We start from the raw sequence: 22,633 nt of genomic DNA, 5'->3' as shown, positions 1-22,633 counted from the left end.
GCAGGTTGAACCGCAGAGGCAAGCATCGTGAGCCGGTTGTTCCTGGTCAGGCATGGCCAGTCGATCTGGAACCTGCAGGATCGGTTTACCGGGTGGGTGGATGTTTCGCTCAGCCAGCAGGGCGTGATCGAGGCGCAACAGGCGGGGGCGTTGCTGAGGAACGAACATTTTGATGTGGCCTTTACCTCCACCCTGTTGCGGGCACAGGACAGCCTGTACGAGATCCTCAGGCAGAATCACCGTTGCGCGCAGTATGTGCGGGTACATGAACAGAGCAGTGAATGGTATGAACATTTCCTGCCGACCGACGGCGATGCGAACGAACTGAAAATCCACGTCTCGGAAAAGCTCAACGAGCGTTACTACGGCGATCTGCAAGGCCTGCAAAAAGACTGGGCCAGCCAGCATTACGGCGCCGAGCAGGTGCATCTGTGGCGCCGCAGTTACGATATTCCACCGCCCAATGGCGAGAGCCTGCAAATGACCGCGGCCAGAACCCTGCCTTATTATCAGGCACGAATTGTTCCGCATCTTCGCCATGGTGAGAGCGTGTTGATTGCCGCTCACGGAAATTCCCTGCGCTCCATCATCATGCACATCGAGCAAATGACGCCGGAGCAGATCATCGACTACGAGTTGGCGACCGGTGTTCCCCACCTGTATACCTTCGATGATGATTTACGGCTTATCGATAAGCGGATTGTCTCCCAGGCTGACGAATAAGCCTGACTTCCATAGTGATGTAGGGATCCTCCTACCCCGTTTCCGGTATCCCTACCCCAGAATAGGGATTCACCGATGGTGGCGGTGCCACTGTTAAGCCAGTATCCCTTCCAAGCAGTCGAACCGTCGCAAGCCGACCCGGATGTACCTCGACCGAAAGAGCGGTGGTGGGCCAACAGGCATTACCCACCCCCGGCTTTGACACTGCTGCCAAGGCGGCTCTACAAGAAGTGCCATAGAATAAAAAATCGACGGGGGCAGGTCATGTTGAAATGTCATGAGTTCTATCAGGTGGCTCCCGACAGCGAGGCAAGGCCTTTCTGGCGAGATCGCCCCACTCACCTTGAGCCGGATGTTCGTTGCGCATTGGGTTGCTCCAGCGAAACGTCAGAATCACTCCCGGTCCCTCCCCAGGGCTCTTCCTGTTCCCAGCATATCCCGCGAATAGCGATGAGTGATGAGTTGGTTGCCGCCCGGAAACTCTGTGCAACATCCCACGGCGCCGTGGTCGAGATGTTCAAACACGCGCGCATGGGCCGTGCCCTGGAACTGGAAAACATCAGCGCACTTGTCGATGACATTGCCAGTTCGATTTCACGTCATCCTGACGCGTTTATCAGCCTGGCTCGGCTGAAAAGTCTCGACGATTACACCTATATGCATTCGGTCGCCGTCTGCGCCCTCATGATTGCCTTGGGTAATCAACTGGGCCTGCCTGAAGCATTGATACGCAGGGTGGGACTCGCCGGCCTGTTGCACGATATTGGAAAAATGGCCATCCCTGGATCCATCCTCAACAAACCGGGGCGATTGACCGACGAGGAACTGCAGTTGGTTCGTACCCATCCTCTGGAAGGAGAAAAAAAGCTGTTGGCCACGTCGCAGGTGTGCGAAATGGTCGTGGATGTATGCCTGCACCATCACGAAAGGGTCGATGGCAAGGGCTACCCGCATCAACTGGCAGGCGAACAGATCAGTCTCTTTTCCCGGATGGCCGCGGTTTGCGACGTCTATGATGCAATCACTTCCGATCGCTCCTATAACGAGGGATGGGATCCGGCCGTCGCGATCCAGAAAATGTCATCCTGGGAGGGGCACTTTGATGATGAAGTATTTCGAGCTTTCTTGAAGTGCGTGGGTATCTATCCTGTGGGGTCGCTTGTTCAACTGAAGAGTGGCGGCATTGGCGTCGTTGTCGAGCAGCACAGTCAATCGCTTTTGACGCCCAAGGTGAAGCTGTTCTATATACCGGTCTTGAATGTCCATATAACGCCAAAACTCGTGGACCTGAGTGATCCGTTGCAGAAAGACCGGATCTGCGCGCGTGTGCCTGCCCAACGCTATGGGTTCAAAGATACCGACTTGTTGTGGCTGGAAGACAGCATCTCCCAATAATTCAAACGAAAACATCTGGCGGTACCGTCCTGCATGTCGTTCGTCGAGCCGTGAGGGGCGGGGCCCAGTGCCGTCCTCAATCAGAACGCAATGGTCAACCTGGCACGGGCTGGCGATCGGGTCAGCCTGGTGCGGCTCGCATTGCGCCGGGCGCAGCGTCATTCAATCGAGTGGCGCTTTTGCTCGTGGGTTTCGATAACCGCACTCGCTTGGCTAGGTTCTGTGCCTGCAAACATGATCTAATCAGGCGACAAATTTTCGGGGGCACGGAAATATTTTCGTACGGCACCTGCAGGCCATCCCTCGCCATCCTCAGGTTCTAGATAGGGCTGTCATGGATACGGGTTCACGACTCAAGCTAGTGCGAGAAAGTTACAAGATATCCCAGCGGGAGCTGGCCAGGCGCAGCGGCCTGGCCAACGGAACGATTTCGCTGATCGAATTAAATCGCGTCAGTCCCTCCGTCAGTTCGTTGAAAAAGCTTCTCGAAGGGTTTCCCATGACCTTGGCGGACTTCTTCTCTTTCGATCAGCCGGTGGAGGAGCAGCGCTATATTTTCCGTGCCAATGAACAACCGGATTTGGGCCGTGACGGACTCCGACTGCTGCTGGTAGGCGCTCCAGTGGCGGGCCGGCAAATGCGGATGTTGCGCGAGCAGTACGCTCCCGGGGCAGGTTCTGGTGCAGAACCGATCGTGCATGCCGTCGGTGAAGAGTGCGGGCTGGTCACCCGCGGCACCATCGAGTTGACGGTGGACGGCCAGATCAGCGTGCTGACGGCCGGGGACGGCTATTACTTCCCGACGACGCTGCCCCATAGCTTTCGCAACATCGGCCAGGATGAAGCCGAAATCATCAGCGCCAACACGCCGGCGAACTTTTGATCGCCGATCAGGCACGCAGGTTCGCCTGGTGAGGCCGCTGGATCACCGCCGGTTCAGGCGATGGGTTTGAACGACAAGATGTCGACGTTCTTCTTGCGAAAACTGCTCTGTGGGGTCAGGCGGAAATACCACTCGCGCAACCAGCAGAGGAGCCTCGACTCGGCCTGTTCGATGCCGCTCATGAAGCGTGCGGCATTGACGATCCCGTTGACCCGCGGGTGCCGCCGCGCCTGGTACTGCGCCAGCGCGCTGCGCAGGTCCGGTATTCGTGCCAGGTGCTCGGCCAGCACCACGGCGTCTTCAATCGCCTGCGCGGCGCCCTGGCCCAGGCTCGGCAGCATGGGATGGGCCGCATCGCCCAACAGCACCACATGGCCTTCGCAGAACTGCTCCACCGGCTCACGATCCCGGGCATGCATTTTCAGGATCGCACTCTCGGGGGTGGCCTCGATGGCTGCAATGACTTCCGGTGCCCAGCCGGCGTAGGCACCGAGCACCTCTTGCTTGCTGATGCTCAAGGCGGCCTGTGCGGCGTTATCATGGTTGCAGGTTCCCCACCAGTACGCCTGGCCATCCCCGACGTCGCAGAGCCCGAAGCGCTTGCCGCGTCCCCAGTAATGCGCGACATAGCCCTCGGTCATGACCGGGTGGCTGAGTGGCGTCAGCGCCAGCCAGGCGATATAGCCGGAGGGACGGGTGGGGGTTTCGCCGAGCATCTGTTGGCGGATCACCGAGTTCAGGCCGTCGGCGCCAATCAGCAGGTCTGCCTGGTGCGTGCTGCCGTCTTCGAACGACACCTCGACCCCATCCGGGCGATGGGCATAACCGACGCAGCGCAACCCCGTGGTCAGGGTGTCCGGTGTAAGCTGCCGGGCCAGGGCCCGCAGCAGCAACGGGCGTTGGATATTGATATTGGGATGCCCCAATTGCTCGCCGATCGCGTGGATGGGCATGCTGGTGATGGGGTCGCCATTGTGTTTCTTGAAAAAGAACTGCTGGATCACCTGGCCGGCTTGTTCCACCGGGACATGGGCATCGATCGAATGCAGCGCCGCCATGGCATTGGCCATGACCGACAAGCCGCTGCCACTGGTCCGTAGCGTCGGGGCCGCTTCGAAGACCTTGACCTGCCAGCCGGCCCGCTGCAGCGCGATGGCCGCGGTCAGTCCGCCGATACCGGCCCCCGCGACTATGGCTTTCCTGGGTTCTGTCATGCTGTTTCACCTTTAATCGGGCCCGGAACGACCGGGCGTTGAGTCAAGCGGGGTCGTTAATCCCGTTGCGTCACTGCGAGCGCCCGTGACGGCTACGCGGATTCCGCCATGGCTTGAGTGGTTCCGGCCAGCGCCGCGTCAATGCGTGACTGGATGAAGGCACCCACCCGTTCGATATTCGGCTGGCGCATCATGGTCAAATGGTCGCCCTCCACGGCGATTCGTTCGACCTGTGGCGCAATCGAGCGCCAGCCACGGTAGGGATCGCGAAAGGCGGTCCCCACCAGTTCGTGGGGGGCTTGCAGCACATCGGGTAACTCGACGTCCGCGGCGAACAGCGTGAGCGGCAAGTCCTCTGGCGGGAATCGATAATCCAGTAGCGATTGCCAGTTGGCGTGAAAAACCCGGTACAGTTGATCCAGGGTCACCACGGTGATGCTCGCGTTGAAGATGCCCTGGCTGACTCCGTGCTGCTTGATCGCCTCGAAGGCTTGTGCGTCGCCCATCGCAGAGAAGTCCAGGGCGTGGTAGTCGTACTCTTCCTGGCCATCGCCGCTGAGCAATTCCCACATGAACCAGTTCATGAACTCGCTGCGTTCTATTTGCACCTCGCCCTGGTTGACCCGCACGATGGTGTCCAGCAAAAACACGTTATGCAGACGCCGCCCACGGCGTTTCAACTCACTCGCCAGCTCATACGCCACGACGCCGCCATAGGACCAGCCGCCGATGTTCAGCGGACCTTGTGGTGCGACCTGTTCAATGGCATCGGCGTAGTGCACCGCCTGGGCCTGTACCGATGGCAAGGGTTCGCGGCTATCCCAGGTGCCCGGCGCTTGCAGTGCATAGAGGTGGACCTGGTTCTTGAGAACTTGCGCCAACGCGGCATAACACAGCACGTGACCGCCGATGGGGTGCACCAGGAACAGCGTCGGTGCCCGCGTGGCATTTTTGAAGTCCACCAGCGTGCCGGTTTCCGGGAGGTCCGTTTCGCTCGGCTGCAAGACTTTGGCGAATTCGGCAATCGTCGGGGCCTGGATGAAGTCGGACAATGACGGCTCGAAGTCCTGATGCCTGGCCAGCATGGCAATCAGCCGGACCGCCTTGAGCGAGTTGCCCCCCAGCTCGAAGAAGTTGTCATGGATGCTGATGTCCTCCAGCTCCAGGGTTTCTTGCCAATAGGCCTGCAGCAAGTCTTCACAGGCATTTCTGGGGCCGGTAAACGGACGCAGCAAAGTATGTTCAACGTCGACCTTTTGCAGGCGCTGGCGATCGATCTTGCCGGTGGGGCCCAGCGGTATCTGTGCGATGCCGACCAGGGTGTTGGGCAGCATGTAATCGGGCAGCGTCAGGCGCATTTCGGCCTTGAGTCGCTCCAGGTCCAGCTGGCGACCTTCGATGACCTGGACGAAGCCCACCAGATAGCGCCCGCCATCCGCGGCAAGCTTGTCGATCACCGCTACCTGCTGAATATCGGCACCGAACTGAGGCGAGCCGAGCATGGCGATTTCGATCTCGCCCAGTTCGACGCGATAGCCGCGAATTTTTACCTGGGCGTCACTACGGCCTTGATAGACCAGGTCGCCCGAGGGCAAGTAAAACCCGATGTCCCCGGTCTTGTACAAGCGCCGGGGCTCCCCCTCCAGCTGGCGCTGGACAAATCGTTCCGCGCTCAGTTCGGGCTGATTCCAGTAACCGTTCGCCAGGCACCAGCCTTCGATGAACAGGTCGCCAACGACCCCGACCGGGCAGGCGTTGCCCGTTGCGTCGAGGACATGCAGGCGTACCCCGTCGATCGGCGTGCCGATCGACGGCAGGCTCGGCCAGGTCGCCGTGGCGCCCTCCAGTCTCAGACTGCTGACCACGTGAGCTTCGGTCGGACCATAGTGGTTTTCGACCCGGCAGTCGTCGAGACCATCCACCAAGGCGCGGATTTCGGCGGTGATTTTCAGCTGCTCGCCGGCCACATTGATCTGGCGCAGCGAGGCGGGACGGATGCCGAGTTGCAGGGCGACTTCGGCCAGGCCCTGGAAGGCGACGTAGGGCAGGAACAGCCGATTGATGCCCTGTGTGCCGATAAATCTCAGTAACCGGATGAAGTCATAGCGCAGCTCCTCATCAATCATCACCAGCTCTGCACCGCAGGTCAGGGTCGAGAGAATTTCCTGAAACGAGACGTCGAACGAAATGGGCGAGTATTGCAGCGTCTTCAGCGCTGCCGCCGTGCTGGAGCCTTCTGCCTGCCGGCGGTTTTGCCAGAGGATCATATTGGTCAATGCCTGGTGCGGCATGGCCACGCCTTTGGGGCGTCCGGTCGAGCCTGAGGTATAGAGCAAGTAGGCGTTGTCGTCAGCGGCAATTTCGGCGGCAATCGAGGCGACCCGCGCATGGCTGCCCGGCAGGTCGTCGCTGAACTCGGCGGCCACGCTGTCCCAGTGACGCTGGTCCAGCGTGCCGGCCAGCGCCGTCACCAGGTTCGCGGAGGCATCGGCGAACAGCACCAGGCGCGGTTGCGAATCCTCGAGAATCAGTCGGATGCGCTCCTGCGGGTAGCTCAGGTCGATCGGTACATAAGCGGCGCCGGCCTGTACCACACCCAGCAGCGCGACGATCAGGTCGGGCGAGCGCGGCATCAAGATGGCGACTCGATCGCCTTGGCCGATACCCTGCTGGTGCAGCCAACTCACCAGTTGTGCGCTGGCGTTTGCCAGTTGGCGGTACGACAGCCGGGCCTGTTCGAAACTCACGGCGATCTGTTCGCCATGGCGGGTGAAGCTGTCCAGTAACAGGGTCGAAAGATTGCGCCGGGGGACAGCCGTGACCGCTGTCGGCGTGCCTTGCTCGAGGCTTGGCCGCCAGGCCGGTATGCGTGGCGTGGCCTGGGGGGCGGCGATCATCAACTCCAGTGTGCGCAGCAGGTAATCGGCATAGGCCTCGACCTGGAGGGTCGCGACGCGTGCGGGGCGGTAGTCCATTTTCAACATCAGCGAACCGTTGGCCGGGTGACGACCCACGGTGGTCAGCAGGTCGTAGTTACTGGCTTCCGTGGTTTCCCAGTCGGTGAGGATTTCCTTACCCTGCGCCAGCATGTCGTTGAGTACATAAAAATCGACGTAGTTGAACACCAGGTTCAAGCTGACCGAGGTTTCGCGGTGAATCAGAGCGAACGGGTAACGCCGGTGGGGGAACACCTGTTGCTCCTGGCTCATCACCCCGCGGATCAGCTCAAGCCAACTCTGGCCCAGGGTGCTGAAGCGCACGGGCAGGGTGTTGAGGAACAGACCCAGCACCGAGGCGGCGTCCTCGAACTCAGGTCGACCATGGCTGATGACGCCACACAGCACTTCCTGCTGATTGGACAGGATGGCTTGGGCGAAACCGTGAGCCGCCAGCAAGACGGCGCGCAACGGCAGGTCCTGTTCGCGGCAGAAGGCTTCGAGCCGGGCCAGATCCGCGACGGGCATTTCTCGATAGGCCGAGCGGTGCGGCGTTGAGTCAGGGGCCAGCGCAGGGACCCAACTGGTCATGGAGGCGACGGGTGCGTCGTGCAGGTATTCGCTCCAGAACCGGCCATGGGCCTCGTTGGCCAAAGCCTCCAGCTCCAGGCTGACGAAGTCGGCAGGTGTGCTGGTCAAGGCCGGTAGTGCGTCCGCGCCTTGCGCCGAGGTGTACAGCGTGATCAGGTCACGCATCAAGGTGGCGACGCTCCAGCCGTCGAGCAGCGCATGTTGAAAACTGAACACCAGGTCGATTTCATCCGCCGCGACAAAGACGCAGAGCTGGTACAGCGGTGCCCGCTGCCAGTCGGCGCGGTAGCGCTTGCGCCCCTCCACATGGGCGGCCACGGCGTTCGAGCGCTCAAGGGTACTCAGGGAGACGGCGTCGATGATCCGCACAGGCGCCTCGACCGTCCTGTGCACCCGGGCCATGGGGGCATCGGCATGAGCGACATCGAACGACATGCGCAAGGCCGGGTGGCGCCGGATCAAGGCGTTGCAAGCCCGCTCCCAGGCTGCGGCATCCCAACGCAGGCGCAGGCGGTAGCGGAAAATGTCGTGATAGATCGCTGACTCCGGGTGCATCATCGCGTGGTAGATCATCCCGACCTGCAACTGCGACGCGGCAAACACGTCTTCGAACACCTCCTCGCTGGCCAGGCGGATGGCTTGCGGCACGAGGGCAAAAGGCGCCGTACGCAGCAAGGGCGGCAGATTCGTCGATAGACCTTCTTGGGCCTCCACGCTCTGGGCCAGCTGCGCGATGCTCGGATGCTGGTAGATCTGTGCCAGCGTCAGCATGATCCCCTGTTCACGGGCCTTGACCTGCAAGTGAATGACCTTCAGGGAGTCGCCGCCGAGCATGAAATAGTTGTCGTGGATGCCCAGCGTCGCGCGCTTGAGATTGTCCCGCCAGAGGTCGACCAGCGACTGTTCCAAGGCTGTGCGTGGCGCGGTTGCATCGCGACTGCCCAAGTCTGCTTCGGGCTCGGGCAGGGCCTTGCGATCCAGCTTGCCGTTGACGTTCAACGGCAGTTGCTCAAGCTGGATCAGATGCCTGGGCACCATGTAGTCGGGGACCTGTTGGCGCAGGGCTTCCTGAAGCACCTGCGGTGACAGCAGCCATCCCGGTTCGCCCACCAGATAGGCACAGAGGCAGGTATCGTCCGCCGACGCCTGGCGAGCGATCACTACCGCGTCCTTGACGCCCGCGCAAGCCACCAGTCGCGCTTCGATCTCGCCCAGCTCGATGCGCAGGCCACGGATCTTCACCTGGAAATCGTTGCGCCCCAGGTACTCGATGCTGCCATCGGGCAACCAACGGCCCAGGTCGCCGGTCTTGTACAGGCGCGCCTGGGGAGCCACCTGGAAGGGGTCGCGGATAAAGCGTTCGGCCGTCAGCTCCGGGCGATTCAAGTAACCCCGGGCGACCCCGATCCCGCCGATGTGCAGCTCTCCGGCGATCCCCGGCGGCAGCAGTTGCAGGTTCGCGTCGAGGATATGCAATTGGGTATTTGCGATCGGCTTGCCGATGGGGACGATGCCTGGGTGTGCACCGGGGCGGCAATGCCAGGACGTGACGTCGATCGCCGCTTCGGTGGGACCATAGAGGTTGTGCAACCGCACCTTGGGCAAGTGTTCGAAAAACCGTTCCTGCAAGGCATAAGGCAAGGCTTCGCCACTGCACAGGACCTGTTTCAACTCAGGCAGGCGATGCGGCTCTACCTGGTCGAGAAACAGTTGCAACATCGATGGGACGAAATGCAACAGGGTGATGCCGCTGCTCACCATGATGTCCATCAGATAGCCCGGGTCCTGATGCCCGCCAGGGGCGGCGACCACCAGTTGCGCGCCGCTGAGCAGTGGCAGGAAAAACTCCCAGACCGACACATCGAAACTGAACGGGGTCTTCTGCAGGATCCGGCTGTGCTCATCGACGCCATACGCATCGCGGGCCCAGAGCAGTCGGTTGACGACCCCGTCATGCTGGTTCATGACCCCTTTGGGCAAGCCCGTGGAGCCGGAGGTGTAAATTACATAGGCGAGGTGCTGGGGCGTCAGGCCGAGCGCGGTGGCGTCCGGGTTGTGCTGCGGTTGCCGGGCCAGGCGTGCATGGTCGGTATCCAGGCACAGTACCGGTACCGTCACGGCGGGCAGGCCAGTCAGTAGCGCGCGGGTGGTGATCAGGGTGCTCGGCGCGCTGTCGCTGAGCATATGGCGCAAGCGCTCGGCTGGATAACCCGGGTCCATCGGCACGTAGGCGGCGCCGGCTTTGAGAATGCCCAGCAGAGCCACCACCATCTCCAGGCTGCGCTCCACGCAGAGAGCGACGCGAGCGTCCGGGCGGATGCCCGCTTCAATCAGGCTGTGGGCCAACTGATTGGCCTGACGGTTCAGTTCGCCATAGCTCAGCGTTTGCTCTTCGAAGCGTACGGCGATCGCCTCGGGGCGAGCGGCGACCTGGGTTTCGATCAACTGATGAAGCAAAGGCTCTTTCGGGTAGTCGACGTCGGTGCGATTCCACTCTTCCAGTATCTGCCGGCGTTCAGGTGCCGGCATCAGGTCGAGGGCTTTTACCGGTACGTCAAAATCAGCGACCACGCCGTGCAGGATATTCATGAAGCGCTGTTGCAGCGCCTCGATCTGCGCCGCGTCGAAATAGACCTCGCTGTAGATGAAGTGCATCCACACATCGGCATCCGGCGCCGCCTCACGCACATGCAGCGCCAGCGGTCGTTGTTCGTATCCATTGCTGAGTTTGACCGGCTGCGCGGGGGCCGCACCATACCAGGTGTCAGCGTCAAGTTCGTAGGACAGCACCAGGTCGAACAACTGGCCCCGGCCCAGGTTCTGCAGCCCGAGTTCACGATTGAGCTCGCTCAATGGAAAACGTTGATAGCGGTAGTCCTGCTTGAGCGTCAGGGCAATCTTGCTGACCAACTCGCTGAAGCCCAGGTCGGTGCCCAGGCTCAGACGTGCCGGGCTCATGCCGACGAACAAACCCAGGGTGGCTTTGTGTGCGGCATTGGCGCGGTTGAGGACGGGCAGGCCGATCACCAGTTCATCGCGTTGGGCGACCCGCGTGAAATAGCTGTACAACGCCCCGAGCATCACATGGAACACGGTCGCCTGGCTGGAGGCCTTCGCCAGTTCACCGAGGCGATTGTAAAGCGCGCGAGGCAAGCGCCAGGCATGGTTCTGGCTGGGGGCCAGGCGCTGTCCGAATCGGCTTTCATGGCGGGGCGTGAGCAGCGGCTCGGGCAGGCTGCGGTATTTATCCAGCCAGTACTGGCGTTGGCGCTGAAAGGACGGCGAGTCCCGGTCGGTTTTTTGCCGCTCGATATACGCCCGATAAGTCGGCGCGCATGCCGCGCTTTCCCCTTGGTTCTGGAGTACGGTATAGGCCTGGCTGACCGCTCGGCCGAGCATGGCAAAGGCCCAACCGTCGACGATCAGGTGATGACAATTGACGAACAGGTAGTAGAGGCCCTCGCCAACCTTGAGCAGGACCATGCGCAACAACAGCCCGCCATCAAAGGAAAACGGGGTCTGCAGGTTTTCCTGCATCAGGGCCAGCGCGGCGGCCTCTGGGTCGTCTTGCCCTGACACATCGAGCAAGGCCAGCGGCACGCTGACCGACACCAGGAAACGTTGTCGCGGCAGGGGATGATCGGGCGATCCGGGTTCCAACTGGATTCGCAGGGCGTCGTGGTCGCGGACGACCTGATCGATGGCCTGTTGTAGCCTTGCCGCATCCACCACGCCGTTGATTCGGGCATAACCGCCGATGTTGTACAAAGGGGTCTCGCCATGCAGCGTCTGGTCCAGCCAGATATCCAGTTGGGGGGCGGTCAGTGGGTAAAGCGCAGGCTCTCCAGTCGAAGAGGGCGTGACCTGGGTCATAGGGTTGTTGTGCATATTCGTCGTCCTTGTCGAAAGTCGACAGGCAAAGCAAACGGCCGGCCGTTCACTCCCTGTCACTGATCATCCCTGATGAGGCTTTGCGATACCTGTCAGCGCCAGGCAAGTGCTTCAATTTGCAGTGCCGCGGCTTCACACGCCGACTCACCGCTGGGTATCAACTTGCGATAGCGGTCACAGCTTGCGCGCACTTCATGACTGTTCAACACCTGGTCCAGCGCCTTCGCCAGCGACTCGGCGGAAGCCGGAGGGAAGACTCGCAAGCCGCAACCCAAACGCTCCATTCGCGCGGCGTTGTCGAACTGATCATGGGCGAAAGGCGTGGCGATTTGCGGCACCCCGGCGGCTATCGCCAACGCCGTAGTCCCGACGCCACCGTGATGCACCAGAGCCGAGCTCTGCGGCAGGATGCGGCTCATCGGTACGTAACGGCGTACCAGAATCCGTCCTTCGGCGGCCACCGTCGGGTCTACCGGCTGGTTGGTCAGAAACACACCGCGACGGTTGATCAACTTGAGTGCCCCCACCGCCGCGGCAAAGTACTGGCCGCTATCGACCATGGTCGAACCCGGGGTGAACACCACCGGTGAGGCCGCATTCAAGAAGTCATCGAGCTCGGCATCGGTTTCCTGGAAGCTGGATTCATCGAATAGCGGGAACCCGGTCAGTCCGGTCTGGGTGGGCCAGTCGTGTTGCACGGGGGCGAACCATTCTGGAAACAGACCCAATACCCGATCGGGTGAGGAGATCCACTGGCTGATAATGCGCTTGGCCGGTGGCAGGCCCAACTCGCTGCGGAAACCATTGAGTTCCGGCGCCATGGCCCGATCCAGAAAGAGGCGTTCGATGACACTCATCAAGGTGCGTTTGACCGGATAGGGAAACCAGGCCGGCAAGTTCGTTCCCGGTGGATGGGTGGAGGGCGCGGCGGCCGACCAGAAGCCGAATGGCGAGACTTGCGCGGTGATCAGCGGGATGCCGCGTTTCTCTTGCAGCAGACGTGCGGAAAATGCCCACAAGGAGCCCAGCATCACGGTCTGATCGTCACACGCTTGCTCCAGCAGCCGATACTGTTCGCGCAACGTACTGGCGATGGTTTTCCAGAGGGTGGGAAGCGAGGTCCGAGGATGCCACAACGCCGGGTCGGCCATGACCTTGTCATATTCCTCCCGGGTACCCAAGGGCAAGAACGTGAAGCCACAACGCTCGATCAACGGGGCGAACGCGGCGCTGGCGCAAAACGTTATCCGATGCCCGCGTGCGGCAAGTGTGCGGCCGATCCCGACAAAGGGGTGAACGTCACCGGCTGAGCCGATGGCGGTAATGATCACATGCATAAGAGTCCTTCTTGAGTGATCGTGCTGTTGGCGGTCCCAGATCTATCCATTACGGTGGGAGCCGTTTTCCATCTGTGGCTGTTCGTTTCCCTGCTGAAGGGTGATAGAGCAGGGACGGCGGGAGGGCGTTGTCTTGTTCCGAACAGTCGAAGTGTCAGCGAGTTGAATATGAATAATGTCTTGTTGGTTTTTGTTATATCAATATTCCACTGTCACATCTGATTGTTCAGTGCATCACTCAAACGATTTGATTTGAGCAGATTATTTAAACCTGCACATTTATCGATGTCTGTAGGGGGAAGCAGGGACAGGCGATATTTCGCCGTCGCTGCTTCGTGTGGTGAGCCGGGGCGCTGAAATGCGCCCTTGAAGCGAGGGGCCTGGGCAATCCGTTCGCCGACGGTGATCAGGTAGAAAAATCGTCGGGCTGCGCGCCCTTTATTCGGCGCCCGGTGTGCCCGGGCTTCTCCGGACGCCAATCCCTCATGCCCTCTAGGCTTGATCAGATGCTGTGGCCAAGCGAGGCTTGGTGTTTGCAGAGGGGCTGAGGAGTTTGATTATGACGAGGGACAGGAGGATGCAGATGCCAATGAGCACCAGCATGACATCGTGGAAGGAGGCGTTGTAACTCGAGTCCATGAACGTCCGGAACAGCTCGGCATGGCTGGCATCGACCAATTGTAGCGGCGTTGTCAGATTGCCTGTCGCAACCGTGTTGGCCAGTAGCTTGATATCCAGTGCCCTCGCAAAATCCGGTAAATCGGCGCTCATGACCTTATGCAAGTTGGTCGCCAGCAAAGAGCCGTAAAATGCAATGGCAATCGTTTCGCTGCCGAGGCGAAGCGTGTTCAAGAAGCCGGCTGCCAGGCCGGACTTCTCTGGTGCGACGTTGCCTAGTGCCTGGCCGTCGGCCAGGCCCGCACACAGGCCAGTTCCCGCGCCGACGAGCAGCATGGGGCCTGCAAACGCAAGGAGTGATGCACCGGTGCTGATGAACAGAAGGCAAATATCACCCACGATCAGGACGCCAAGGCTCACGAATAATACAGTCTTGGCCTTGATGCCGGCTTCTACGAGCTTTGCGGAAATCACCGGGCAGATAAACAGTGGCAAGGCCAGTAACAACATGGCCAAGCCAGTTGTCCCCGCACTGTATCCGGCGACCGAGCTCAAGTAGCTGGGCAGGTAGGTGAGCAAGGTGAAAAAACCGAAGGACGGGGTGACGGTGGCCAGGCACCACCCAACGAATTGCCGGTTACGCAGGATCGACAGGTCCAGCATGGGCTGGCGCTGGTACCGCTCGGCGAGGATAAAGGCAGTGAACGAAACCATGGACAAGACAAACAAGCCGATGGTGTCCCGACTGCCCCAACCCCACTGGGAGCCTTGCACAATGCCGGTGACGAGTAGCAATGCACTCAGGACAAACAGCGTAATGCCGACGTAGTCGATCCGCGCATTACTGAAATGAGGTGCCTGCAGTCGCATTGCAGGAATAATGGCGATCACCACGCCAATGATGCCCGCATGCACGTAGAAAATGGAGCGCCACCCGATGCTCTCCACCAGCAACCCGGAGAGCGTCGGGCCGATACCCACGCCGATCCCGACCGCTGCACCGGCCATGGCAAAGGCTTTCAGTCGAGCGGCGGCATCGAACTCCGTTGCCAATATGGCGCTGCCCGCGGCAAAAATCGCCGCTGCACCGATGCCGGCAACTGCGCGGGCGCAATCCAGGACCAGGATGTCTGTCGCCGTGGCGCTGATCAGGGCGCCGGCGGCATAAATGAGGGCACCCAGCGTAAAGGCCAATTTACGCCCGATAATGTCGGCCACGGCGCCCCAGGCGAGTGTGAAGCAGGCAAATGTCAGGTTGAATGCCGTCACCACCCATTGCAAGGTCGTTAATTCGGGTTTGAGTTGCAGGGCGATATTTGGCAATGCGACGGCCGTGCCCGAAATCGACGTCGGGATGACAAAGATTGCCAGCAGAATGGCCAGCAGGATCAAGGCCGGGCGTGATTGTCCGGTGTGTAGTGGTGTTTGTGTGGAGAGACTCATGGTTTTTATCTCTTTGGTGAATCAAAAGTGATCGAAGACGGCCTGGGGTACTCAGCAGGCTCGCACTCGAGTGCCCTGGCCCCGATGGCTTGGGCCAGGGCCGAGAGCATGTCTTTCAGTGCAGTAGTGATGTCTGGCATGGCCAGGGCCTGCTCCTCACTCACCTGATTGCTGGAGAGTGATAACGTCGGGGAGCCTGAGTCCAGTACGTGGGCGCCCATGATGGTCAAGGTTTCCCTCAACGCGGCGGGGGCGTGAGTCGGGCGTTTCGAGGCGTTGAGCAGGGCGAGGGGTTTGGCCTCGAGTTCGCCGCTGCCCACGATCCAGTCCAATGCGTTCTTGATGACACCTGTCACGCCATGGGCATATTCAGGACTGGCAATAATGACCGCATCGGCATTTTTCAGCGCTTCACGCAGTGACAGCACGGCGGGGGCCTCATGTCCCTCATTGTCGGGATTGAACAAAGGGATTTGCTCCATGGCCTCGAACAATGTGACGTTCATGTCCGCAGGGGTAAGCCGAGCGCAGGCGCGCAGCAATGCGGTGTTCACCGAGGCTGCTCGCAAACTCCCGGACAAGGCCAGAACATGGATCATAGTGGGCTCCCCGTGTAAGGGCAGCCTCGCTGCGTTGCCTCGTTCGGTGGCACCTGGACAGGCCTGCTATGGACCGGCTCGGTAGCGGCTTGCCTGGGGCCATCGGTCCAGGTGATCGGTAGTCGTTTCAAACCATACAACACCATTTCGTGGCGAAACGGCAGGGCATCGATGGGACAGGTCAATGCGAGGGTAGGCAGTTGCTTGAAAAGGCTGCGAAAGACAATTTTCAGCTCGGCCCGGGCGAAATGGGCGCCGATGCACTTGTGCAGGCCATGACCAAAGCCCAGGTGGTTCCTGGCTTTGCGGTGGATATCGAGCTGGTCGGGCTGGGTATAGATCAGTTCGTCCCGATTACCTGAGTTGAGCATGACCACGACACCTTCGCCAGCCCGGATAAGCTGGCCGCCGATTTCGACATCAGCGGTTGCTACCCGGGGCAGGCCGGTGTGGTTGACCGAAAGATAGCGGACCATTTCGTCAATGAAGTTATCCGCCAAGGCCGGCTCTTCCAGGAAGGCGTTCAACTGTTCCGGTTGTTGAAGCAGGACCACGGTCCCCAGCCCGATGACTTGAGCCATCGTGTCGTAGGCGCTGAGCAAGAGCAAAGCCGCCAGGCCGACCAGCTCATCGTGACTGACTTGGCTGTAGCGCACCGGGTCCTGAATCAGTCTGCCGATCAGGTCGTTTCCGGGCGCATTTTCCTTAAGGGTCACCTGCTGGTCGAAATACCCCATCAATTCGACCACGGCGGCTTCTTGCTCCTCCGGGGAGCGGCTTCTGTCGAGGATGGTATCGGTGCGCTCCTGAACAAAACCGTGGTCGGCGTACGGAACCCCCAGAAGCTCACAGATCACCTGGGCTGCAATCGGCAGGGCGAAGGTCGTAATCAGATCCTGGGGCGGCGTCAGTGATTCCAGCGCTGCCATGTTCCGTGCGACCACGCTCTGCATCAGCGGGTTCAGCGCCTCAAGTTGAGGTCCGATGAACTCACCGACAATCAAGGCGCGAAGGCGCTTGTGGTCAGCGTCATCCATCAACAGGAAAAAACCGGGGGGCGGGGCGATATCACCGGTCAGATAGGAGGGGAATCCTGGTCGACGAGGATCTGAACTGAAGCGTTTGTCACTCAGGACGGCGCGAATGTCCTTGTAGCGCGTTACCAGCCAGGTACTGTCGCCACGCGGTGTTTTCACTCGAAGTATCGGCTGCTCGACACGCAGATGCCGGTACTCGGGTGGCGGATCAAAGGGGCAGGTTCGTTGTGTCGGAATGTCGTATAGCGCCGCGTCCATGGTGTTCTCCATTGAGTCCTTGAGGTGCTGCATCAGCAACTGCCCGCATTGCCGGCCAATGCTTGAGCCAGCGCGCGCAGGGTTGGAAAGTCCCAGATCACGGTCGGGTCGACAACCATGCCAAGATGGCTGCCGACTTCACCTACCAGTGTCAGCGCGTAGACGGAGTCGAGTCCGTATTCGCTCAAAGGCACATCAGGCTCAATGGCATCCAGGGGAAGGTTGACGTAGTCGGCAATGCGGGTCGCCAGCCAACGACTCAATTCATCTGCGGAAAATGTGGGACATGTTTGCGTCAACATCGAAAAAATCCTGTGTGGTGGTGGAGTGAGCTGTGCCTAGGGTGTATCGGGCGTCAGTGCCAACCCGCCGTCGCGGCCAACGGCAGTCGGGCCAGATCGAAGCTCTGCCGGGACAAGTAGCGCCGCGTCAGTTCGTCGAGCAGCGTTTCAGTCAGTGCCGCGGACAGGCGTTGACGGGGCAGTCCGCAAAGCGCAGCCAAGCGCAGCAGCACGGCCAGGACCCAGGCGGGCTCGGCCAGAAACGGATCGCGGGTGTTCTCCTGCTGTGTCCGCCATATGCCCAGACAGGCCGAGGCGCACAGCAGGACGCTGTAGCGGCTGGCCAGGCGGAAGCTTTGCGGACTCGCCCGCGCGGTTGTTTCCTGGGCGGGCAGGGCGGCACATTGTTCGCGAAGGGCCTTGAGTTCGTCGGCAAACAGACGTACCAAGTGAAAAATCTCGCTTTCGTAACGACCTTCGGGTGTCTCTTGGGTCGAGAGCGTCAGCAAGAACGCGAGCAAGGTGTCCTGCCCGCCGCTGGACAGCGCCAGACGATCAAAATGTAACGGGGACTGCTGCCAATCAAGCGCAAAGAGCCCCTTTGGAGCAGGTGCTGCACTGTTCCAGCCGGTCTTGGCCAGCAGGGGGAGTTGCGGTAGCAAAGTCATCAGGCAACTGATACGCGCGGCATGCCCAAAACCTACCGGTTGCAAATCACGTAGCAGCTTCTGAAAGATCGCCATTTCCCCTTCACGCACGTACGAGTGCGCACCCAGGACACTGGCCAATGAGTCCATTGCCGTTACCAGGACGGCCGGGACCAGGGCCTTGACGGCGCTGCCATACAGATTCAGCTCGGCGGGGACCACATGGGCGGCATTGGCGGCAACGCTGACAAATGCATCGCACAGCAGCAGGTCGACAAAACTTTCTGCCAATCGGGCGCGAACCTGTGGCAGCTCGCTGGCGGGCTTGTTGTACAGCCTGCGAGTACGACAATGTTTCAATGTCAGGCGTAGGCCGCTGTCGAGGATGGCACTGAACATTCCCGGCAATGCGACACGGGTCAGTTGGAACGCCTTGAGCGTGGTTTCCAGACCTTGACCCGGCTTTCCGACCAGGTTGTCGACGGGGAGCTCGCATTGCTTGAATTCGACCCCACCCAGTGCGATCCCGCGCATCCCCGAAGTGCTGTAGCGCGGCTGGTCCACCAGGCTCCCCGCTGAAGCCTGCGCTCGTTCAAACAGTATTTGTGAATGGCTTCTGCCGCCTGTGCCGCTGGCTGTCCTGGCATAGACCAATAGTGCCCGGGCCCTCGCGGCGTTGGCGATCACCTGCTTGCCGCCCTCAAGTGTGAGTCGTTCCTGCCCGAGCTGTGCGCGGCATGCGACACGGGAGATGTCGTTGCCGTGTTCGAGCTCATGATAAGCACACGCCAGCTTGCCGTTGCTGAGCAGTACGTCTGCCACTTGGGCTTGTTGCGTGGGGTTTCCAGCAGTCCACACGTTCACGGCCGCGAGGAATGAGCTCGCACCGTATCCCAATCCCAGGCTCGGATCTCGCCGGAAGATACAGCGCATCACCGCGATCAGCCGATTGAGGCTGACCAGGCGTCCCCCCAATTCCAACGGCACGAATTGAGCATTGAGTTGGTATTGGTCCAGTAGTGTTTCTCCGGCCGGTAACAGCTCTTGGCGTTCATCTGCATCAATGACCGCACTGAAACCGGTGGTGTTGTGGACTTGCCATGGATCGCCCAGGAGTGCCTCGAGTTGCGAGACATCGTTTGGCTGTAGCGTCGGGTTCATGGATGAGCCTCTTCTGGTGTGTCACGCAGCAAGGAGATGCCGTTAACGGGCCACGCTGTCCCGTGGTCCAGCAGCAGCGACGTCAGTGCTTCAAAGGCGTTGTCTTCACCCTCTGTCCGGTCGCCCAGCGTGCCCAGCACCCAGGCAAGGCACGCTTGCAGCCATTGCGGCTTGCGCCGCAATGCGGGGCCATCGTCGCGGGTGTGATTGAACAACCAGAACTGGAGGCAAACTGCGCCGGCGAAGCAACGTTCATACTGGCCTGCCAATTCGAACGCGGCGTCTGGAACACCCTCTGTTGTGGGGGTGTACTGATCGAGCTCGCGGTACAGTGCTTCAACGTGAGCAAGCAGGCGCCGGCATTGGCTGGCCACGGGTTTGGGGATTTTTTTCGCCGTCGCCAGCGCAATGATTCGGGCTGAGGCCTTGGGCAGTCCTTGCAGGACACTGCAGCCTTGCAATGCAATCAACTGCAGCTGTGCGGGGTTGAGCGCAGGTAGATCCAGGCCAGGGGTCAACACGATCTCCAGGCCGGTGGTGCTGGTCCGAGGCCGTTTCCAGGCACTGGCCAGTAGCGGGAACTGGGTGATCAGGCTGCTGCGGTTAACCACCGTGCTGCCATCGAAAATCGGCACGATACGGTGATCGCGCTCAAGCTTCTGATACATCCCGTCGCGATGCACGCGATCGAGAAAAGCCCTGGCACCGAGCATTTCACCGAGCCGCTTGATCAGGCTCTCCACGGTGCCGGGAACAAAGGCCTTGGCAACCACGGAGATCACGCTCATCTCCTCGGGCAATGCGTGGACGCTGCGGGTAGCGGCTAGCCCGACCAGTTCTGCGCACAGGTGCATGGCGAGCGCTTCGCCCAGGGTGGCACGGGCAAGAGGCAGATCGATCAGGTGGTGGTCGTAGAGGGCACGTGCCCGCATGAAATCCACGGTAATCTCAAACGCCTGATCTGCCGCACCCAATGACAACCCGACGCACGCGGTACGGGTCAGTTGCAAGGCCTTGAGGACGATTTCAAGACCTGCACCTGGGGCACCAATCATCGCCTGTTGGGGCACAAAGGCCTTGTGCAGGGCTATGCCGCTGATGTCCGCGCCACGGATGCCATGGGTTTTCACCTTGGGCAGCAGGCTGAAAGCCGTGTCGGGCTGCAAGCGCTTGTCCAACACAAACAGGCTGTACCCCCGCGAACCACCGGCGGCTGAGGTGCGTGCCAGCAGGCACATCACTTGACCTCGGCTGGCATTGTTGATCAGCCATTTCTCACCTTCCAGCGTCCAGCCATTATCCTGCGGCGTGGCCGTCAGCTCCCCGGCCAATAAATCGCTGCCATGGGAGCGTTCGGTCAACCCCCAGGCATAGACACTGCCAGTGATGACCTCGTTGGCCGCCCGGAGCTGCTGATCCGGGCTGCCTGCCAGCCAATAACAGACACTACCCAGGAAGGTTTTTCCATGGCCAATGGCGACTGTCAGGTCGTGACGGGAGATCGCGCGCCAAAGTTGCATCAACTCGGTCATGTCGTTGAGCTTCCCCCCGTGTTGCAGGGGAACGTAATACGCAGGCAGGCCAAAATCATTCAGCACTTGGCACGCGGCTGATGGAAAAACCTCCTGCCTGTCCAGGTCGGCCAATAGGTCGTCGGCAAACGCCCCCCGGGAACGTTGGGAGGCTCTGAGCAGGCGGGCCAGTTGCTGATCGACGGGTTCCGGCGACAGCAAGCCAATCGCCGCTGGGCTTACCGGTTCAGTACAGGAGGTTTGCCCCGTCATGCTGATTCACCGGCCATTGCCGGGTCCTGGGCAATGAGACCGTTCTTCGCTTGCATCAGGCGCAGTTCTTGAACGGTGGCATCCAGGGACTCGTACAGCGCCGGCAGTTCATTGGCCAGAAACAGCTCACGCATTGCCCCTCGCTGGATCTTGCCGCTGGTGGTCCGCCTTACGCTGCCTGAACGCAGCAATGTCACGCCCACGGCGTAAATACCAAACTCGCGCATGACGGTGCCGCGAATGGCCTGGCTGAGACTGATCAGCTTCTCTGTGTCGGGCAGGCCGCGCACTTCGTGGGTGACCACGAGCGCTTCACCACCCTCCAGCATCACACCGAAGGCGGAGCCCAGGCGACTGGCCAATTCCGGATGATGGCGGCGCAGTTCGAACTCGATGTCCTGGGGGTACAGGTTACGACCCCGGACGATGAGCATTTCCTTGATGCGGCCGCAGACGTAGAGCTCGCCCTGGTGGATCACGCCCAGATCCCCCGTACGCATGAAGCCGCTCTCGCCCTCGGCAGTGGTGAGGTTGAACGTGGTCTGCGTGGCCGCTTCCTTGCGCCAGTACCCGGGTGAAACACTGTCGCCACGTAGCCAGATTTCACCGAACTGGTCGGCGGCCAATGCAGCGTGTGAGGAGGGGCATATGATACGAACGTCAAACCCCACCGGGACACCGCAACTGACCAGTTGGCGTGAAGGCTGGCCATCACGGGCGAGTTCGAAGCGTTTGCTGGCGAGCGCCTGGAGGTCCACATTCCGGATCAACGGGCCGCGCTTTCCATAGCCGGAGACATAGACTGTCGCTTCGGCCATGCCGTAGCAGGGGCACAAGGTTTCGGGGTTGAAACCGGCAAGCGCAAAGCGCGTGCTGAAACCTTTGAGGGTCGCCGCCTGGATCGGCTCGGAGCCATTGGTGGCAAAGGCCCAGCGAGAGAGATCGAGTCGGCTCAATTGTTCGTCGGTGACGCGCCGGCAGCAAAGATCGAAAGCGAAGTTTGGCGCGGCCGAATAGTGAATGTCGTGCTTGTCGATCATTCGCAGCCAGCTGTAGGGGCGCAGCACAAACGCCTGGGGAGTCATCAGTACACAGCTGCTGCCGAGGAACAGGGCGGGCAGCAACTGCGCCATCAGCCCCATATCGTGGAACAGGGGGATCCAGCCACCGAAACGGGTGTTCTCGTCGAACCCGAGCGCCTGGCGGTAGCTGTCTACGTTATGCAAGAGGTTTTGATGGGTGATCATGACGCCCTTGGGGTCGCCGGTTGACCCCGAGGTGTATTGCAACAGCACTACCGTTTGGCGATCGATCTGCGGCGCGCGCCAGCTGGCATCTGACTCGATAGGCTGATCGGTGGCCAGGTAGGTACAGCCGCGCAAACCTTCTTCGTTGCCCCAGGTCTTGACCTTTTCAAGATTGTCCTGGTCCGTGAGGATCGCACTGACTCCGGCATCGACCGCAATCGATTTCACCCGGTGGCGCTCGTGCCGATATTGCCCGGGCAGCGGTGCCGGGACCGCGATCATCCCGGCGTAGATACAGGCCATGAACGCAATGCTGAAATCCAGGCCCACGGGGTACAGCAGCAGGATGCGTTCGCCGGTGCTGAAGCGGGCCTGCAACCAGCCCGCCAATTCGCGGGCGGCGGCATCAAGTTGTCGATAACTGAGCGTCAGCGCTTCATCATTCTCGATGTCCTGCACCAGTGTGACCGCCTCCTGATCCGCTCGGTTCAAGGCGTGGTGGCGCATCAGTTCCAGTACGGTTGGTGTGTTTTGCAAATTGACCATGTTCATATCCTCCAGTCGCGCGCCAGCGGGCGGCTCATATGC

General features: G+C 60.7%; 13 protein-coding genes. 3 read left to right on the top strand and 10 right to left on the bottom strand.

All coding sequences use genetic code 11. From position 1 onward, the window contains the following. The first annotated feature begins 27 nt into the window (after positions 1 to 27). From M5B99_RS04685 to M5B99_RS04675, 3 genes are all read left to right on the top strand, one after another. A complete protein-coding gene (locus tag M5B99_RS04685; protein ID WP_248802879.1) occupies positions 28 to 723 on the top strand; it encodes a 2,3-bisphosphoglycerate-dependent phosphoglycerate mutase in 696 nt (231 codons plus the stop codon). A gap of 264 nt (positions 724 to 987) precedes the next feature. Then, positions 988 to 2,118: an HD domain-containing phosphohydrolase gene (locus M5B99_RS04680; protein ID WP_412548691.1), complete on the top strand. Its 1,131-nt coding sequence runs from the start codon at positions 988 to 990 to the stop codon at positions 2,116 to 2,118. A gap of 334 nt (positions 2,119 to 2,452) precedes the next feature. Further along, a complete protein-coding gene (locus M5B99_RS04675; RefSeq protein ID WP_248802877.1) occupies positions 2,453 to 3,001 on the top strand; it encodes a cupin domain-containing protein in 549 nt (182 codons plus the stop codon). Positions 3,002 to 3,054: 53 nt separating this feature from the next. On the opposite strand, the gene M5B99_RS04670 is transcribed toward M5B99_RS04675, so the two are convergent. From M5B99_RS04670 to M5B99_RS04625, 10 genes are all read right to left on the bottom strand, one after another. Further along, positions 3,055 to 4,215: an FAD-dependent monooxygenase gene (locus M5B99_RS04670; protein WP_248802876.1), complete on the bottom strand. Its 1,161-nt coding sequence runs from the start codon at positions 4,213 to 4,215 to the stop codon at positions 3,055 to 3,057. A gap of 92 nt (positions 4,216 to 4,307) precedes the next feature. Further along, a complete protein-coding gene (locus M5B99_RS04665) occupies positions 4,308 to 11,630 on the bottom strand; it encodes an amino acid adenylation domain-containing protein (RefSeq protein ID WP_248802875.1) in 7,323 nt (2,440 codons plus the stop codon). 95 nt (positions 11,631 to 11,725) lie between these two features. After that, positions 11,726 to 12,970, bottom strand: coding sequence for a glycosyltransferase (locus M5B99_RS04660; protein ID WP_248802874.1), 1,245 nt, complete (start codon positions 12,968 to 12,970; stop codon positions 11,726 to 11,728). Between the two features lie 492 nt (positions 12,971 to 13,462). Then, a complete protein-coding gene (locus M5B99_RS04655; RefSeq protein ID WP_248802873.1) occupies positions 13,463 to 15,031 on the bottom strand; it encodes an MFS transporter in 1,569 nt (522 codons plus the stop codon). Between the two features lie 5 nt (positions 15,032 to 15,036). Continuing rightward, positions 15,037 to 15,630, bottom strand: a complete 594-nt coding sequence (locus tag M5B99_RS04650) for an NADPH-dependent FMN reductase (protein WP_248802872.1) — start codon at positions 15,628 to 15,630, stop codon at positions 15,037 to 15,039. After that, a complete protein-coding gene (locus tag M5B99_RS04645) occupies positions 15,627 to 16,958 on the bottom strand; it encodes a cytochrome P450 (RefSeq protein WP_248802871.1) in 1,332 nt (443 codons plus the stop codon). Before M5B99_RS04645 ends, M5B99_RS04650 begins: the two co-directional genes overlap by 4 nt. Then, positions 16,958 to 17,227 carry an acyl carrier protein gene (locus M5B99_RS04640; RefSeq protein ID WP_248802870.1) on the bottom strand — a complete coding sequence of 90 codons (270 nt, stop codon included), beginning with the start codon at positions 17,225 to 17,227 and terminating at the stop codon, positions 16,958 to 16,960. Before M5B99_RS04640 ends, M5B99_RS04645 begins: the two co-directional genes overlap by 1 nt. 53 nt (positions 17,228 to 17,280) lie before the next feature. Continuing rightward, on the bottom strand, positions 17,281 to 19,014 hold the full coding sequence (locus tag M5B99_RS04635; protein WP_248802869.1) for an acyl-CoA dehydrogenase family protein: 1,734 nt from the start codon (positions 19,012 to 19,014) through the stop codon (positions 17,281 to 17,283). After that, positions 19,011 to 20,798 carry an acyl-CoA dehydrogenase family protein gene (locus M5B99_RS04630; RefSeq protein WP_248802868.1) on the bottom strand — a complete coding sequence of 596 codons (1,788 nt, stop codon included), beginning with the start codon at positions 20,796 to 20,798 and terminating at the stop codon, positions 19,011 to 19,013. The genes M5B99_RS04635 and M5B99_RS04630 overlap by 4 nt, the downstream gene beginning before the upstream one ends. Beyond that, positions 20,795 to 22,591 carry a fatty acyl-AMP ligase gene (locus M5B99_RS04625; RefSeq protein WP_248802867.1) on the bottom strand — a complete coding sequence of 599 codons (1,797 nt, stop codon included), beginning with the start codon at positions 22,589 to 22,591 and terminating at the stop codon, positions 20,795 to 20,797. The genes M5B99_RS04630 and M5B99_RS04625 overlap by 4 nt, the downstream gene beginning before the upstream one ends. Between the last annotated feature and the right edge of the window lie 42 nt (positions 22,592 to 22,633).

The organism is Pseudomonas sp. MWU13-2100 (genome assembly GCF_023242365.1).
Lineage (GTDB): Bacteria > Pseudomonadota > Gammaproteobacteria > Pseudomonadales > Pseudomonadaceae > Aquipseudomonas.
The sequence above is the reverse complement of the archived record's forward strand: the minus strand, read 5'-3'. Positions and strand labels throughout refer to the sequence as shown.